A 15231-nucleotide genomic window follows, 5' to 3' on the forward strand; every position below is an offset into this window, starting at 1 on the left:
GGGTGGGGGTCCGCAGGTGCAAGCCGGCGGGCCCCCAAGTATTACCCTCGCCAGTTGTGACGGCTTCCGCTCGCCTGGAATGGGGCACCACCTACCAGGTCACCGTGCTCGAACTCGGCCTCGCCTGCTGCGGGGTCGAAGTGATGGCAGCTCTCGACCGCCTCCCCGACCTCGGCGTCACGCCGGTCGACGGCGCGGGCGAGGCGCACGTTCTCGTTGTCTCCGGCACCGTCACGGACGTCATGTTGCCCGCTGTCCTCCGCAGTTACGAGGCCATGCCCGAACCCCGTTACGTGATCTCCGTGGGCGCGTGCAGCAACACCGGCGGCCCGTACTGGGATTCCTACAGCGTCACCAAGGGAATCGACCAGGCCCTGCCGGTCCACGTCGCCGTTCCCGGTTGCCCGCCGCGGCCCGAAGCACTGCTCGAAGGCCTGAAGGCACTGCACCGGCTGGTGAACGCATGACGACCTCGAAGACGGCGTTCGGCCAGACCGTCCACCACGTGGAGCTCGCCGACTGGCTCGCCACGGCCACGGCCCACCACGCCGACGGCTACGTCATGTTCGACTGGCTCGGCGTCGAGGACGCGGGCCGGCCGGGCGCCTCAGGTCAGCGCCACGCGGTGTTCCTGCACGTCATCAGCCCGCAGACACGCGAGGGCGTGATGCTGCGGACCGAATTGGGCCCCGAGGAAGCGTTGCCGGGCATCGCCCACCTCTGGAAGGGCGCGCAGTGGCACGAGCGCGAAGCGGCGGAGATGTTCGGCGTCACCGTGGACAGCAAGCCCGAGCACCTGTTGCTGCCCGACAGCTTCCAGGGCCACCCGCTGCGCAAGGACTTCGTGCTCGCCTCCCGCGTCGTGCGCCCGTGGCCCGGCGCTCTCGAACCCGGCGAGGACAACACGAGCGCCCCGAGCCGCCGCCGCACCGCACCACCTGGCGTTCCGGACCCGTCCTGGGGCCCGCGCCGCGAAGAGGAGCCGCAGTCGTGACGAACCTTCCACCGCGCACGAGAGGCGTAATCGCGCTGCTGGAGGCCAACTGCACGGTCTGCATGATCTGCGCGCGCGAGTGTCCTGACTGGTGCATCCACATCACGTCGCACACCGAGGTCGAGCAGCAGCCCGGCAGCGCCCGCCCGCGCAGCCGCAACGTGCTCGACCGGTTCGCGATCGACTACGGCCAGTGTCTCTACTGCGGCATCTGCGTCGAGGTCTGCCCGTTCGACGCCCTGCACTGGGCGCCGGAGTTCGGCTATCCGGGCACGGGCTCGATCGACGGCGAGGGTGCCGTCGCGGAGCTCGTCCACGAACGGGACGTGCTGTCCACATGGGTCGAGAAGGTGCCGCCGCCACCGCCGCTCGACCCCGCCGCGGAGGCCGCGCCCGAAACGGCCACCGGAACCGGACGGCGGCCTGGTTCGTTGAGGGGTAGGACGTAAAACCCGGAGGCGAAAACCGTGCACAAGCACTTCAACGGGTTGAAGACGGCCGTGCTGCTCGGCGGGATGAGCGCGCTGATCGTTCTGGTCAGCAGCCTGTTCGGCCGGACGGCACTGGTCATCGGCCTGGTGTTGGCCTTGGGCGTGAACGCCTACGCGTACTTCAACTCGGACAAGCTCGCCCTGCGCGCGATGCGGGCGATACCCGTGTCGCAAGTGGAGCAACCAGTGCTCTACGCCATCGTGCGTGAGCTGTCGCAGAAGGCGCGCCAGCCCATGCCCAGGCTCTTCCTGAGCCCGACGATCGCGCCGAACGCGTTCGCGACGGGCCGCAATCCGCGCAACGCGGCCGTGTGCTGCACCACGGGCATCCTCGACCTGCTCGACGAACGTGAGTTGCGCGCTGTGCTCGGCCACGAACTCGCCCACGTCTACAACCGCGACATCCTGATCAGCTGCGTGGCCGGCGCGCTGGCCGGCGTGATCACGATGCTCGCGAACCTGGCCCTGTTCGCCGGGATCTTCGGCGGCGGCGACTCCGACGACGACGGCCCCGGCCCGCTCGGCCTGCTGCTGATCGCACTGCTCGGCCCGATCGCGGCGACCGTCGTGCGCCTGGCCGTGAGCCGCTCGCGCGAGTTCCAGGCCGACCAGTCGGGCTCCGAACTCACCGGCGACCCGCTGGCGCTGGCCTCGGCGCTGCGCAAGATCGAGCTGGGGACGCGGGCGGCGCCGCTGGCGCCGGAGCCGCAGGTGGTGTCGCAGAGCCACTTGATGATCGCGAACCCGTTCCGCACCGGGGAACAGTTCTCGAAGTGGTTCTCGACCCACCCGCCGATCGCCGACCGCATCCGCAGGCTCGAAGAGATGGCGCGCAGGGCTGGTTAACGCCCTGCCTTCGCCACGGCCATGAGGTACTCGCCGTACCCGGACTTGCCGAGCTTCTCGCCGAGCGCGTAGCACTCCTGCGCGGAGATGAAGCCCATGCGCAGCGCGATCTCCTCGGGACACGCGATGCGCACGCCGGTCCGGTGCTCCAGCACCTGCACGAACTGCCCGGCCTCGAGCAGCGAGTCGTGCGTGCCGGTGTCGAGCCACGCGAACCCGCGGCTCAGTTCCACCAGCTGCGCCCGGCCCTCGTGCAGGTAGGCGAGGTTGACGTCGGTGATCTCCAGCTCGCCACGCGGCGACGGCTTGAGCTTCCGCGCGATGTCGACCACACCGTTGTCGTAGAAGTAGAGCCCGGTGATCGCCCGGTTCGACTTCGGCTTCGCGGGCTTCTCCTCGATGGACAGCAGCCTGCCCGTCGCGTCGACCTCGCCCACGCCGTACCGCTCGGGGTCCTTCACCTGGTAGCCGAACAGCACGCAGCCGTCCAAAGAGGACGCGTGCTGCTGCAGCGTGGTGGAGAAACCCTGGCCGTAGAAGATGTTGTCGCCCAGCACCAGCGCCACGTCGTCGTCCCCGACGAAGTCCGCGCCGATGACGAACGCCTCCGCGAGTCCGTTCGGCGCGGCCTGCTCCGCGTAGGAGAAGGCCATGCCCCACTGGGACCCGTCACCGAGCAACCGCCGGAACAGCGGCAGGTCGGTCGGCGTCGAGATGATCAGCACCTCGCGGATGCCGGCGAGCATCAGCACCGACAGCGGGTAGTAGATCATCGGCTTGTCGTACACCGGCAGCAACTGCTTGGAGACGGCCTGCGTGATCGGGTGCAGGCGCGATCCACTGCCACCGGCGAGGACGATGCCCTTCACCGGTAGTTGGTGAACTGGAGGGCGATGCCGAAGTCAGAACCCTTCAGCAGTGCGATGACTTCCTGCAGGTGGTCCTTCTTCTTGGCGGACACCCGCAACTGGTCGCCCTGGATCTGCGCCTGAACGCCCTTGGGCGCCTCCTCGCGGATCTTCTTGGCGATCTCCTTTGCCTTCTCCGACGTGATGCCCTGCACGAGATTTCCCGTGACCTTGAACACCTTGCCGGAGATAGCGGGCTCGCCCACCTCGAACGCCTTCATCGAGATGTTGCGCTTGACCAGCTTCTCCTGGAAGACGTCGATCGCCGCCTTGCAGCGCTCCTCGGTCTCGGAGGTGAAGGTGATCGCCTCCTCGCCGGCCCAGGCCACTGTGGTGTTGGTCCCGCGGAAGTCGAAGCGGGTACTCAGCTCCTTCGAGGCCTGGTTGAGTGCGTTGTCGACCTCCTGCCGGTCCACCTTGCTCACCACGTCGAACGACGGGTCCGCCACGACTTCACTCCTCAACGATCTCGGGATCACAGCCAGCGTCGATGCTACTGGGGGACCCCGATTTGGGGCCTCCCGACGGGGTTATGTATTGTTCTGCCCGCACCGTTACGGCGGTGTGGGGCGGGTTGCCCGAGCGGCCAATGGGAGCGGACTGTAAATCCGTCGCGAAAGCTACAGAGGTTCGAATCCTCTACCCGCCACGCAAGACTGATGGGCCTCTGACCGGACAGGTCAGGGGCCCATAGTCGTATCGTCGTAGCGGACCGAGGGGGATCTCAGTGCGTACGCAGATGGCAACAGAGGCCGGCAGAACGACGGCGCCGAGCGAGGACCGGGCGTTGGTCGGCCCGAACCTGCTCGCTGTGCTCGACGGCGTGACTGCGAAGCCCGAGACCGGATGCGAGCACGGTGTCGGCTGGTTCGCCGACCAGCTCTCCGGGGAGATCCTGCGGTTCGCGCACCTCGAGCCTGGCGTGGCGCTCGCGAAGGCCGTCGAACAGGCCGCTGAGCTGCACTCCGGCACCTGCGACCTCGATCATCCGGACTCGCCCAGCGTGGCGATCGCGATGGTGCAGACCAAGGACGACGTGCTGCGGTACCTGGTGCTTGGGGACGCCACGGTCGTGGTCGACACCAAGAGTGAGTTGCTCGTGGTGAGTGACACGAAGACGAAGCGCACGGCCGGTGCGAAGGTCGCTGACGTCGAGCACGCGTTGACGGGTGAGGTGCCGTTGCAGGACGTGCGGCGCGTCGCGATCCTGTCCGACGGGGCCGCGCGGGCGGTCGACATGTTCAATCTCTTCGATTGGCGTCAGGCGCTCGAACTGATGGCGGCGAACGGCCCGGACGACCTCATCCGCAGAATGCGTGCGGTCGAAAAGGAAGACGTCAAGGCCGTTGAATGGCCGCGCAAGAAGATTTCCGACGACGCGACTGTCGTGTTCCTCGATCGCTAGCCCTAGGCGTCAATGCCTGGGTGCGGGCTCGACGCCACGGCGGTGCGCGATCGCAGTCATGTTGTCCTCGCCCCAGTCGCCCAACGGCAGCAGCGCCTCGTTCAGCCGCACGCCAAGCGGTGTCAACGAGTACTCGACGCGCGGCGGCACCTCGTGGAACACCTCGCGGTGCACGATCTTGTCGGCCTCCATCTCGCGCAGCACCTGGATCAGCATCTTCTCGCTGATGCCGGACACCAGCCTGCGCAGCTCGCCCGTGCGCACGGGGCCGTGGTGCAGCGCCCAGAGGATCAGGGCCTTCCAGCGGCCGCCGATCACGTCGATGGCCGCGTCGAGGCCGCACGAATACTGTCGTGGCTTCATGCTGGATCCTTACCGAAAAGTGGGTACCTGACAAAATAGTAGGTACTTGTCGATCCGTCAGTGTCAGAACGAGTATTCACGGCATGGGGATCAAGAAGACCGTGAGCGTGCTCGGCCTGGGCCGGATGGGCAGCGCGCTGGCGAAGGCCCTGGTCGGCCAGGGCTACGAAGTGACCGTGTGGAACCGCACGCCGAAGGAACTGCCGAACACCAGAAGCGTTGCCACGCCGCAAGAGGCGTTCAAGAGCGACGTCGTCGTCACCTGCCTGTCCACGTACGACGTTCAACAACCGTTGCTCACCAACGAGATCAAGACGCTCGTCAACCTGACGTCCGGCACGCCGGAGCAGGCCCGCGCCACCGCGCAGTGGGCGAAGGACAACGGCGTCGAGTACGTCGACGGCGTGATCATGGCTGTGCCGCAGCAGATCGGTACCGAACAGGCGAAGATCTTCTTCAGCGGCAGCGAGAACCATCATGTGCTGCAAGCGTTCGGTGAACCGGTGTACGTCGGCGAGGACGCTGGACTCGCCGCGCTGCACGACCTCGCCCTGCTCGGCATCATGTGGGCCACGTTCGGTGGCTACCTGCAGGCGGTCGCGTTGGTGGGCAGCGAGGGCATCGCGCCGGAGCGGTTCACGCCGATGGCCATGAGCTGGCTGAACGAAATGGGCACCCTCCTGCCCGAGATGGGCGAGGAGACGCGGACCAGGCAGTACGAGACCGACGTGTCCGCGCTGGACATCAACGTGGCCGGACTGCGCATGCTCACCGAGGCCAACCGCGAGCAGGGCCTCGACACCACCATCCCGCAGGCCCTGCACGACCTGTTCGAACGTGCCCAGCGTGGCGGCCACGGCACGCACAGCATCGCAAGCGTCATCGAGGAGATCCGGAAATGAAGTACCTGGGGAAGAAGGTCGTCGTCACGGGCGGCACGCACGGCATGGGCCGCGCGGTGGTCGACAAGCTGATCGAGGGTGGCGCCGAGGTGCTGCTCACAGGACGCAGCACGAAGAAGGCAGAAGGCATCAAGGCGCACGCCATCGCGTCGGACGCGGCGAACCTCGATGACATCGCCAAGCTCGGAAGCGAAGTGCGGGAACGACTGCATGAGATCGATCTGCTCTTCGTCAACGTCGGCTACTCGACGCTGACCTCGTTTCCCGACGCCACCGAGCGCGACTACGACCGCACGTTCGACATCAACACCAAGGGTGCGTTCTTCACCGCGCAGCAGCTGGCGCCGCTCCTCAAGGACGGCGGCGCGATCGTCTTCACTACCAGCGTCGCCACGGAGCAGGGCGCGGAGGGGCTGACCCTGTACGCGGCCGCCAAGGCGGCTGTGCGGTCCTTCGCACGTGGATTCGCCGCGGAACTCGCTCCGCGCGGCATCAGGGTCAACGTCGTCAGTCCCGGCTTCATCGACACCCCGTCCATGGGTGTCGTCGGTGCTCCGCCTGAGGTGCTGCAGCAGTTCAAGGAGGAGGGCGACCGCATCACGCCGCTCAAGCGCCACGGCACGATGGACGAGGTTGCGGCCGCGGTGCTGTTCCTGGGGTTCGACGCCACCTTCACGACCGGTGCCGAACTCGCTGTCGACGGCGGACTGGGCCAGGGGATCAGCGCCTAGGAAAAATCTTCGGACTACCTGTCACACCTTCGTCGTCTGCCGGGTCGAGAGAGCGGAAGACGACGAAGACAGGGAGAACGAAGATGAGGATCGCCAACCCGATCATGTCCGTGCCCGGCGCCATGAAGGCTCTGCTGGACCTGTCGGAGGCAGCGGGGAAGACGGGCCTGGACAAGGACTACGTCGAGTTGATCTGCCTGCGCGTCAGCATCATGAACGGCTGCGGCATGTGCATCGACTACCACACCAAGCTGCTGCGTCAGGCGGACGTAGCGGACGAGAAGGTCTACGCCGTCGCGGGGTGGCGGGACGTGCCGTACTACACCGATGCCGAGAAGGCCGGGTTCGCGCTCGCCGAGCAGGTCACGCACGTGCACGTCAGCGACGACGTGTGGGACGAGGCGGCGAAGCACTACACCGAGGAGCAGCTCGCCGGTCTCGTGATCGCGATCGGCGCGATCAACCTGTGGAACCGCATGAACGTGGCCACGGGGCAGAAGGTGGCCTGAGCAAAAGGTTGAAGCCGGCGCGCAAGAGCTTCCTCTCTCTTGCGTGCCGGCCTCAGCGCGGAGCCTACCTCATATCGAACAAATGTTCGATCACTGGGCGATCGACACGCGGATCAACTCGCGGCGAGTGCCGCCCGGCCGTCGTCGGTCAGTTCCGCGCAGACGCGAAGGCCGAAGCTCGTTGGCTGCGAAGGGCGCAGCAGTCCCGCGTGCACGAGGTCATGCGTCGCCATGCGGTCGCAACAGGGCAGCCCGTCGACGTACAGGTCGGGCTCCGTGCCGCCTGTCACCTCGGCACGTCCTGCGGCGACAGCCCGCAGCATCGCTCTCGCTCTTCCAGTGAGTTCCATCTCGACCCCCAGGTGTGGCGTTCGAATCCACTTACCCCTTTGTCGAAATAGAGGCCGGATTCGTTCCACAAGTACGGGTTCGTTTGGGTTCTTCGCTTGTGTGAACGGGTAGATCATGTCCCACTAGGCCGTTCGGGTTGCGCCGACACGCCGGAAGAAGAGCGCAGTGCGGGGCGGCGAACCCACAGCGTCCACCGTGGCCGGTAGCCCTGCGAGTACCAGAACGGCGTCGAGCGCGGGTTCGGCAACGCGTGGTGGAGCAGCGTCGATGCCACTCCGGCCGCGTCCAGGACGCCGTGCGCGTGAGCCGCGAGAGCGCTGCCCGCACCCGTGCCGCGCACATCGGGCCGCACGCCGAGATGGCCGAGATAGGCGAACGGCCGCGCCGACGCGTACTTCTCCACCCACCCCGCGTCCTGCGGCATGTCGACGTAGATCATGCCGACGGGCGTGTCGCCGCTCAGTGCCAGCCACATCGCCTCGTGGTCGCGGTCGAGCACCTCGGCCAACGCCGTGCGCAGGTGCTCCGCGGTGTTCGGGCGCTCGGTCACCAGACCGAACTGCGCGTCGTACCGGACCGTGTGCAGGTTCAGTTCGACGGCGACGTCCAAATCAGCGCGCGTGGCGGCGCGGATGCTCACCCCGGACGGCCGCGGCGCGGGCGAACGGCCGGCGAGGCGTTCGGCGACCACCGTCAGCGGCGCGAAACCTCGGTCGACCAACGTCCGTGTGCCGGCCGTCTCGTGGCTGGGCAACTGCACGATCGCCGCGGTCTCCGGGTCGTCCAGGCCGGTGAGGCGGGCGTCCCACTCGTCGAGCAACGCGGGCAGGTCACAGCCCGGCTGCCAGGTCAGGCCGTGTGTGCGCAGGGGTCCCCAGGTGAGGAGCAGGGAGTCCGGATCAGTCTCGCGGTAGGAAAAAGTCTCGCTCACATCCCATCTGACCATGGCAGGGTCGGACGTGTGGAGATCTACGTCGTGGACTCGTTCACCAGCAGGCCCTTCGCAGGCAACCCCGCCGGGGTCGTGCTCCTCACCGAACCGCGTGACGACGCCTGGATGCAGCAGGTCGCCGCCGAGATGAAGCACGCCGAAACGGCCTTCGTCACCCCGGACAACCACCTCCGCTGGTTCACGCCGGAGGTCGAGGTGGACCTCTGCGGACACGCCACCCTCGCCACCGCACATGTGCTGGGCGGAGAGCAGGCGTTCACCACGCGTAGTGGGGTGCTCACATGCGCAAATGACGATGGGTGGATCCGGATGGACTTCCCGGCAGACCCTCCAGAGTTGACTGACCCGCCAATCGGTCTAGCGGAAGCGCTGCCACATGCGACGATCAAGTCCGTGTCGCGCGGGCGGTTCGACTTCGTGATCGAGTTGGAAAGCGCGGCGGAAGTCCGATCCTTGCGGCCTGACGTCCAAGGACTGGCACAAATCCAGTCACGCGGAGTGATCGTGACGGCTGTCGGAGACAGCGACGCGGACATCGTCAGCTGGTGCTTCTACCCGGCCGTCGGCATCCCGGAGGACCCCGTCACCGGATCGGCCCACTGCACCCTTGCGTCCTATTGGGGGTCTCGGCTTCAGCGCGCTGACCTGCTGGCGGAGCAGGCATCGCCGCGCGGAGGGTTCGTCAGGACGACCCTCGCCCAAGATCGCGTACTGCTCTCGGGGCAGGCCGTGACGGTGCTCCGGGGACACTTGAACGTGTAGCCACGTCTGGGTGAATCAAAGTCACTAGGGGTGCTCGACCTGCCATTTCGTCCCCCGAGCGGGGTACATTAGTGCCCCTGGAGGGGTCCTGATCGCGAAGTGCGGGACCCCTCAGTCACGCCTAGAGGTCCCCCACCCAGGCCGACGAGGAGGCTGGATGTCCGACCGAGCGTCGGCCCCCGTGTCGGACTCGGCCGCCTGGTCGGCCAAGTCGACCAACCGTGCGTTCAGCGCGTTCGCCGTCACCCTTCTGGTGGCCGGCGTCGTCTGCGCGGGCATGGTCGCGGCCTGGCTCCCGGAGAAGGAGAACGTCTCCCTCTACTGGATCGGCCCACTTCTCGTCGTCGGCTTCCTGCTGGCGGAGCAGCTCGCGATCAACGTCGACGTCCGCAGCGGCGTCGCGTGGACGATCTCCTTCACCGAGATCCCCCTGGTCCTGGGCCTGCTCGTGGCCCCGTTCGAGATCGTGCTCGCCGCGCACGTGGTCGCCGGCGTGGGCACGTTGCTCGGCAGGCGGATCCTCGACCGGGCCGTCTACAACGCGGGCCTCATGTTCATGGAGATCTCCGTGGCGTTCGCCGCCGCCGAGGCCGTGAACCGGATGATCGGCGCCGGTGGCCCGTTCTGGGCGGGCGCGTTCGTCGGAACGATCACCGTGCCGCTCCTCGCGAGCGTGCTGGGCCTCTGCGCGTTGCGCCTCATGGGCAAGTCGATGCGGGTCAGCAACAGCGCCCGTCTCGTGCTGCAGACGCTGGTCGTGGCGCTGCTGAACACCTCGGTCGGACTCGTCGGCTTCCAGATCGTCGCCACCACCGAGTGGGGCGGCGTCCTGATCATCCTGGTGCTCGCGGGCATCGTGGCCACCTACCTCGCCTACTCCGGGCTCCTGCGCGAACAGCGCGACCTGGAGGCGTTGAGCGAGGTCAGCCTCCGTGTCGCGAGATCGGGGCAGCACGGCACCGGCCCGCGCCAGCCCGACGACGACCTCACCACGGGCGTCGAAGAGGACGAGTGGCAGCTCATCGCGGAACGCATCCGCGAGCAGCTCAACGCGAACAGGGTCGTGCTGCGCCTGCGCACCGACCCGCAGGAAGCCATGATCACCCTCGTCGCAGGCGAACCGCTGCCCGACGAGATGACCGCGACGGACCCTCGTGCCGTGCGCGAAGACCCGGTACTTCAGTTGCCGGGCACGCACGTCCGCTACTACCGCGTGGCCGATGCGACCGAGGACGTCACCGAGGCCCTGCTGCGCCGCGACGCGCAGGAAGCCCTGGTCGTCCCGTTGCGCGGCGCGACCCAGCTGCTCGGCGCCGTCGAGGCGCACGACCGGCTGTCGCGCTGGCGCGGTTTCGGCAGGGCGGACATCCAGCTGCTGCGCACGCTGGCCTCGCACCTCGCGACGGCCGTCGACAACCGCCGCCTGCTCGCCCGCCTGCGCCACGACGCCTACCACGACCCGCTGACCGGCCTGCTGAACCGGGCCGGCCTGCGCGAGGCGTGCGCCGAGCCGTTGCGCGAGTCCCAGAGCGGAGTGGTGCTGCGCATCGATCTCGACATCCTGTCGACGGTCTCCGATGCGCTGGGCCAGGCCTGGGGCAACCGGATGGTCGTCGCCGCCGGACGCCGGCTGCGGGACGCTCTCGGAGCGGACGTGCCGCTGGCGCGCCTGGAGGGTGGCGCGTTCGCCGCGTACCTCGACGACGAGCGCGCTCAGACCGCCCACGAGACCGCGGAACGGTTGCGTGCCGGGCTTTCGGTGCCGTACCCGGTCGACCGCCTGACCGTCGAGGCCTCCGCGGTTGTGGGTTACGCGTCCAAAGCGGACTCCGAGACCGAGGACCCGGACCCCGACGTGTTGCTGCAGCGGGCTGATGTCGCCGTGCGTGCGACGTCCGAGGGCACGCCCGTGAAGGCCTACGCGCCGTCGATGGGCCACCTGTTCCTTCGCCGCTTCCAGCTCGTGACGCAGTTCCGCCAGGCCGTCGAGACCGGGCAGATCTCGGTGCACTACCAGCCGAAGGTCGCCCTGCCCTCACGCCAGGTCGTGGGCGCGGAAGCGTTGGTGCGCTGGACACATCCGGAGTTCGGCCGCGTCGACCCGGACGAGTTCGTGCCGGCCGTCGAGGCCACCGGTCTCGTGGACGTACTGACGGACTTCGTGATGGACCGCGCTCTCGAACGCGTGCGCCGCTGGCTCGACCGCGGCCTGCGGATGTCCATCGCGGTGAACCTCTCCGTCCGGACGCTGGGCGACGAGGACTTCCCGAACCGCGTCGAGGCAGCCCTGGAGCGCCACGACGTGCCGTCGGGGCTGCTGACCTTCGAGCTCACCGAGTCGGGCGTCATGGCCGATCCCGAGCGCGCTCTGCCGGTGCTGCGGCGCCTGCACGCGATCGGCGTCGTGCTGGCGGTCGACGACTTCGGCACCGGCTACTCGTCGCTGGCGTACCTGCGGCAGCTGCCCGTGGACGAGGTGAAGATCGACAAGTCGTTCGTGCTCGGGATGGGCTCGGACCTCGGCGACATGGCCGTGGTCCGGTCGATCGTGGAGCTCGGCCATTCGCTCGGTCTGGTGGTGGTGGCGGAAGGCGTCGAGGACGACGCCGCGCGCGACCAGTTGGTGGGCATGGGCTGCGACGTGGCCCAGGGCTACCTGATCTCCCGGCCGCTCTCCGAAGATCGCTTCGAGGCCTGGCTGCGGGCACGAACCGTGCAGGTCAGGGGTGCTCGCGATGAGACGGTGCTCACGCTGGTGCACTAAAGGCACCCCCGGATTTCGTTCTCGCTGGACCGATGTTGTAGAGTTCTCCTCGCTCGGCAAGAACGAAAGAGCAAGCCCCTTTAGCTCAGTCGGCAGAGCGTCTCCATGGTAAGGAGAAGGTCTACGGTTCGATTCCGTAAAGGGGCTCCACTACTGGCCGCAGTGCTGAGCGCTGCGGCTGTAGTTGTGTAAAGCGGTGTAGCTCAGTTGGTAGAGCAAGCGGCTCATAATCGCTGTGTCGCCGGTTCAAGTCCGGCCACCGCTACGCGAGTGGGCGAGGCATGTCCGCAGAGTGCGCGGACCATACCTCGCTCCGCATGATTTTGGGGGCCAAGCCCCCAAGCCCCCGGAGCGTAGGTTCACCGGGAAGTATGGGCCCTGGTGCGTAGGTGACCGGGGTGTAGGAACCTTGGGCCGCAACTTCGTGGCTCGTCCCCGCCAGGCGGTAAGCCCGCACTGGGTGTTCGGGGCACGTGTGCTCTCAGGAAGGCAAGGACCGTGGCTGCAACCGACGTACGCCCGAAGATCACCCTCGCGTGCGAGGAGTGCAAGCACCGGAACTACATCACCAGGAAGAACCGGCGCAACGACCCGGACCGCCTGGAGATGAAGAAGTTCTGCCCGAACTGCAAGACGCACCGCGCGCACAAGGAAACCCGCTGAGCGCGTAGCAACTCTTCGACGAGGCCCGTCCCACACCGTGGGGCGGGCCTCGTCGCATATAGGCTCCTCCGGTGCCTCTCGACCCCGCTTTCATCGGACGTAGTTATCCGCCGTCGCAGCCGTACGACGTGAGCCGCGAGAAGATCCGCGAGTTCGCCGGGGCGATCGGCGCGACCAGCCCGGCCTACCTCGATGCCGAAGCAGCGAAGGCCTTGGGGCACAGGGACGTCATCGCGCCGCCGACGTTCGCGATCGTCGTGTCGATGAAGACCAACGAGACGGTCATGTTCGACCCGGAGCTGGAGCTCGACTACAGCCGCGTCGTGCACGGCGACCAGAACTTCACCCACCACCGGCCCATCACCGCGGGCGACCAGCTCGTGTGCGTGGCGCACATCGACGCCATCACGTCCCGCATGGGCAACGACATGGTGACCGTGCGGACGGAGATCAGCACGGTCGGCGGCGAGCCCGTCACCACCGCCAGGTCGATGCTCGTCGTGAGGGGAGAAGAAGCATGACCTACGAGGTTGGCACCGAACTGCCGGCGCTGTCCGTGCGCCTCAAGCGCGACGACCTGGTGCGCTACGCGGGCGCGTCGCTGGACTTCAACCCCATCCATTGGAACGAGAAGACGGCCAAGGACGTCGGCCTGCCGGACGTGATCGCGCACGGCATGCTGACCATGGCCGTGGCCTCGCGGATCGTCGCGGAGTGGATCGGCGATCCCGGCGCGATCGTCGAGTACGGCTGCCGCTTCGGCCGGCCCGTCGTGGTGCCCAACGACGACGAGGGCGCGCTCGTCGAGGTGACCGCGAAGGTCACCAAGGACTTCGGAGACGGAACTGTGAAGGTCAACATCAACGCGGCTTTTGACGGCAAGTCGGTGTTGACGGGCGCCTTCGCCCGCGTGCGGATCAGCTGATCTTGTGATCAAGAACACCACCGGACGACCTGGTCCGGTGGTGTTTGCGGTGTTCACGGGAGATTCGGGCCAGGTCGGAGCAGCAGTTGCACGCCCCTGATTCGTCTTCTCGACTCGCATATGGGTAGGCTGTGTGACAGGCCGCTCGGCAAGTGCTTGAGCGGTCTGGTTGGAATGGACGGGGCAGGCTCCCGTACACTTCCTGCTTGGCCAGGGGATCCCACTCGGGGTCTCAAAGGGGTGTAGCTCAACTGGCAGAGCAGCGGTCTCCAAAACCGCAGGTTGCAGGTTCAAGTCCTGTCGCCCCTGCTGTCGAAGCGCGTCATGGGTGGAGTGGAGGCACGGCATGGTCGAGGGCCGCGAGCAGGACCAGCCGGAGGAGCGCGAAGGCGCTGTCCGGCCGTCCACTGCTGCGGCGCGACGTGAGCGTCGTGCCTCCTCCCGCCCGGCCGCCCGCAAGGACGGCAGCAGCGCTGAGTCGAAGAAGAGCGTCGCCAAGTCCGAGGAGTCGGACGAGGACGCGAAGAAGGGTCGCCCGACCAAGACCCGTGATGGGCAGGAGAAGCGTCCCTCGCTGATCGGGCGGGGCTTCCGCTACATCCGCGAGGTCGTCAGCGAACTCCGCAAGGTGATCTGGCCGACGCGCAAGCAGCTGATCACGTACACCGGCGTCGTGATGGTCTTCGTGGTCGTCATGGTTGCGATGGTGTGGGCTCTCGACCTCGGCTTCGGCGCGGCTGTTTTCGAGTTGTTCGGCTGAGCCGGACAGCTGCCGCTGCAATCAGGAAGCGAGATCCACAGTGACCTCCGATAACGGCGTCGACGCCCAGGAGAAGACCGACCTCATCGACGACGAGGTGTCCGAGGACACCGCGGCGGACGAGACGGTCGAGTCGGAGGCTGTGGACTCCGAGGACGTCGCGGACGAGAGCGCCGAGGAGTCCGAAGAGGACGCCGACGTGCTCGCGATCGACGAGACGCCGATCGACGAAGAGCCCGAGGACCCCGCCGAAGAGCTGCGCCAGGCCCTGCGCCGCGCGCCCGGCGACTGGTACGTCGTGCACTCGTACGCCGGTTACGAGAACAAGGTCAAGGCGAACCTCGAGACTCGTATCCACACGCTCGACATGGAGGACTACATCTTCCAGGTCGAGGTGCCGACCGAAGAGGTCACCGAGATCAAGAACGGCCAGCGCAAGCTGGTGCAGCGCAAGGTGCTGCCCGGCTACATCCTGGTCCGCATGGAGCTCACCGACGCGTCCTGGAGCGCCGTCCGCAACACGCCGGGCGTCACCGGGTTCGTCGGAGCCACCTCGAAGCCTTCGCCCCTCACGATCGACGAGGTGCTGAAGTTCCTGCTCCCGCAGCAGGAGCAGAAGCCGGCCGAGGGCAAGAAGGCCGCCACCACCACCGCGTCGAAGCCGACCATCGAGGTCGACTTCGAGGTCGGCGAGTCGGTCACGGTCATGGACGGCCCGTTCGCCACGCTGCCCGCCACGATCAGCGAGGTCAACGCGGACGGCCAGAAGCTGAAGGTCCTGGTGTCGATCTTCGGCCGGGAGACGCCGGTCGAGCTGTCGTTCAGCCAGGTCTCCAAGATCTGAGCGGTTTTCCCTGACCGGAAGGCCGATCGGCCACGCTGCGGCTGGCAGAGCCGCGCGCGGA

Annotated in this window: 20 protein-coding genes and 4 tRNA genes; 19 read left to right on the forward strand and 5 right to left on the reverse strand. The window is 67.3% G+C overall.

The window, feature by feature from the left end; translation table 11 throughout:
• The first annotated feature begins 56 nt into the window (after positions 1 to 56).
• The 4 genes from IG04_RS0120310 to htpX are packed head-to-tail and all read left to right on the forward strand — an operon-like array spanning position 57 to position 2331.
• Positions 57 to 467 carry an NADH-quinone oxidoreductase subunit B gene (locus tag IG04_RS0120310; RefSeq protein ID WP_036015288.1) on the forward strand — a complete coding sequence of 137 codons (411 nt, stop codon included), beginning with the start codon at positions 57 to 59 and terminating at the stop codon, positions 465 to 467.
• Positions 464 to 994 (forward strand): NADH-quinone oxidoreductase subunit C, encoded by a 531-nt coding sequence (locus IG04_RS0120315; RefSeq protein WP_030478250.1) that lies wholly within the window; start codon positions 464 to 466, stop codon positions 992 to 994. The genes IG04_RS0120310 and IG04_RS0120315 overlap by 4 nt, the downstream gene beginning before the upstream one ends.
• On the forward strand, positions 991 to 1443 hold the full coding sequence (locus IG04_RS0120320; protein WP_030478251.1) for a 4Fe-4S binding protein: 453 nt from the start codon (positions 991 to 993) through the stop codon (positions 1441 to 1443). The genes IG04_RS0120315 and IG04_RS0120320 overlap by 4 nt, the downstream gene beginning before the upstream one ends.
• An 18-nt stretch (positions 1444 to 1461) precedes the next feature.
• A complete protein-coding gene (gene htpX, locus IG04_RS0120325; protein ID WP_030478252.1) occupies positions 1462 to 2331 on the forward strand; it encodes a zinc metalloprotease HtpX in 870 nt (289 codons plus the stop codon).
• Here htpX and rfbA read toward each other — a convergent pair.
• Positions 2328 to 3200, reverse strand: a complete 873-nt coding sequence (gene rfbA / locus IG04_RS0120330; protein ID WP_030478253.1) for a glucose-1-phosphate thymidylyltransferase RfbA — start codon at positions 3198 to 3200, stop codon at positions 2328 to 2330. The genes htpX and rfbA overlap by 4 nt on opposite strands.
• Complete coding sequence (locus IG04_RS0120335) at positions 3197 to 3688, reverse strand: YajQ family cyclic di-GMP-binding protein (protein ID WP_030478254.1); 492 nt, start codon at positions 3686 to 3688, stop codon at positions 3197 to 3199. Before IG04_RS0120335 ends, rfbA begins: the two co-directional genes overlap by 4 nt.
• Positions 3689 to 3807: 119 nt before the next feature.
• Between IG04_RS0120335 and IG04_RS0120340 the strand changes: the two genes are divergently transcribed.
• Positions 3808 to 3888 (forward strand) — tRNA-Tyr (locus tag IG04_RS0120340).
• 78 nt (positions 3889 to 3966) lie between these two features.
• Complete coding sequence (locus IG04_RS0120345) at positions 3967 to 4644, forward strand: protein phosphatase 2C domain-containing protein (RefSeq protein ID WP_144065184.1); 678 nt, start codon at positions 3967 to 3969, stop codon at positions 4642 to 4644.
• 9 nt (positions 4645 to 4653) lie between these two features.
• On the opposite strand, the gene IG04_RS0120350 is transcribed toward IG04_RS0120345, so the two are convergent.
• Complete coding sequence (locus tag IG04_RS0120350; RefSeq protein ID WP_030478256.1) at positions 4654 to 5007, reverse strand: winged helix-turn-helix transcriptional regulator; 354 nt, start codon at positions 5005 to 5007, stop codon at positions 4654 to 4656.
• Positions 5008 to 5090: 83 nt separating this feature from the next.
• On the opposite strand from IG04_RS0120350, the gene IG04_RS0120355 reads away from it, so the two are divergent.
• The 3 genes from IG04_RS0120355 to IG04_RS0120365 all read left to right on the forward strand — a co-directional run bounded on the left by IG04_RS0120355 (position 5091) and on the right by IG04_RS0120365 (position 7149).
• Positions 5091 to 5909, forward strand: coding sequence for an NAD(P)-dependent oxidoreductase (locus IG04_RS0120355; RefSeq protein WP_030478257.1), 819 nt, complete (start codon positions 5091 to 5093; stop codon positions 5907 to 5909).
• A complete protein-coding gene (locus IG04_RS0120360) occupies positions 5906 to 6640 on the forward strand; it encodes an SDR family NAD(P)-dependent oxidoreductase (protein ID WP_030478258.1) in 735 nt (244 codons plus the stop codon). The genes IG04_RS0120355 and IG04_RS0120360 overlap by 4 nt, the downstream gene beginning before the upstream one ends.
• 83 nt (positions 6641 to 6723) lie before the next feature.
• On the forward strand, positions 6724 to 7149 hold the full coding sequence (locus IG04_RS0120365; protein ID WP_030478259.1) for a carboxymuconolactone decarboxylase family protein: 426 nt from the start codon (positions 6724 to 6726) through the stop codon (positions 7147 to 7149).
• 113 nt (positions 7150 to 7262) lie between these two features.
• On the opposite strand, the gene IG04_RS0120370 is transcribed toward IG04_RS0120365, so the two are convergent.
• Both IG04_RS0120370 and IG04_RS0120375 read right to left on the reverse strand, forming a co-directional pair.
• Positions 7263 to 7472 (reverse strand): hypothetical protein, encoded by a 210-nt coding sequence (locus IG04_RS0120370; protein WP_245815883.1) that lies wholly within the window; start codon positions 7470 to 7472, stop codon positions 7263 to 7265.
• A gap of 140 nt (positions 7473 to 7612) precedes the next feature.
• A complete protein-coding gene (locus IG04_RS0120375; protein ID WP_159460423.1) occupies positions 7613 to 8431 on the reverse strand; it encodes a GNAT family N-acetyltransferase in 819 nt (272 codons plus the stop codon).
• Positions 8432 to 8461: 30 nt separating this feature from the next.
• Here IG04_RS0120375 and IG04_RS0120380 point away from each other — a divergent pair, with 30 nt between their 5' ends.
• From IG04_RS0120380 to nusG, 10 genes are all read left to right on the forward strand, one after another.
• Complete coding sequence (locus IG04_RS0120380) at positions 8462 to 9214, forward strand: PhzF family phenazine biosynthesis protein (protein WP_030478262.1); 753 nt, start codon at positions 8462 to 8464, stop codon at positions 9212 to 9214.
• A 157-nt stretch (positions 9215 to 9371) separates the two neighbouring features.
• Complete coding sequence (locus IG04_RS0120385) at positions 9372 to 11978, forward strand: putative bifunctional diguanylate cyclase/phosphodiesterase (RefSeq protein WP_030478263.1); 2607 nt, start codon at positions 9372 to 9374, stop codon at positions 11976 to 11978.
• 74 nt (positions 11979 to 12052) lie between these two features.
• A tRNA-Thr gene (locus IG04_RS0120390) sits at positions 12053 to 12128 on the forward strand.
• Between the two features lie 42 nt (positions 12129 to 12170).
• Positions 12171 to 12243: transfer RNA gene (locus tag IG04_RS0120395), tRNA-Met, on the forward strand.
• A gap of 233 nt (positions 12244 to 12476) precedes the next feature.
• Positions 12477 to 12641, forward strand: coding sequence for a 50S ribosomal protein L33 (gene rpmG, locus IG04_RS0120400; protein ID WP_030478264.1), 165 nt, complete (start codon positions 12477 to 12479; stop codon positions 12639 to 12641).
• A 71-nt stretch (positions 12642 to 12712) separates the two neighbouring features.
• Entirely contained in the window at positions 12713 to 13162 is a 450-nt protein-coding gene (locus IG04_RS0120405; RefSeq protein ID WP_030478265.1) for a MaoC family dehydratase N-terminal domain-containing protein, read from the forward strand.
• Positions 13159 to 13566, forward strand: a complete 408-nt coding sequence (locus tag IG04_RS0120410; RefSeq protein ID WP_030478266.1) for a MaoC/PaaZ C-terminal domain-containing protein — start codon at positions 13159 to 13161, stop codon at positions 13564 to 13566. Before IG04_RS0120405 ends, IG04_RS0120410 begins: the two co-directional genes overlap by 4 nt.
• A gap of 236 nt (positions 13567 to 13802) precedes the next feature.
• A tRNA-Trp gene (locus IG04_RS0120415) sits at positions 13803 to 13875 on the forward strand.
• 37 nt (positions 13876 to 13912) lie between these two features.
• Positions 13913 to 14326, forward strand: coding sequence for a preprotein translocase subunit SecE (secE, locus tag IG04_RS0120420; RefSeq protein ID WP_030478267.1), 414 nt, complete (start codon positions 13913 to 13915; stop codon positions 14324 to 14326).
• A 40-nt stretch (positions 14327 to 14366) separates the two neighbouring features.
• A complete protein-coding gene (nusG, locus tag IG04_RS0120425; RefSeq protein ID WP_030478268.1) occupies positions 14367 to 15170 on the forward strand; it encodes a transcription termination/antitermination protein NusG in 804 nt (267 codons plus the stop codon).
• Positions 15171 to 15231 lie beyond the last annotated feature (61 nt).

The sequence above is a fragment of the Lentzea albidocapillata genome (genome assembly GCF_000719115.1).
GTDB lineage: Bacteria > Actinomycetota > Actinomycetes > Mycobacteriales > Pseudonocardiaceae > Lentzea > Lentzea albidocapillata.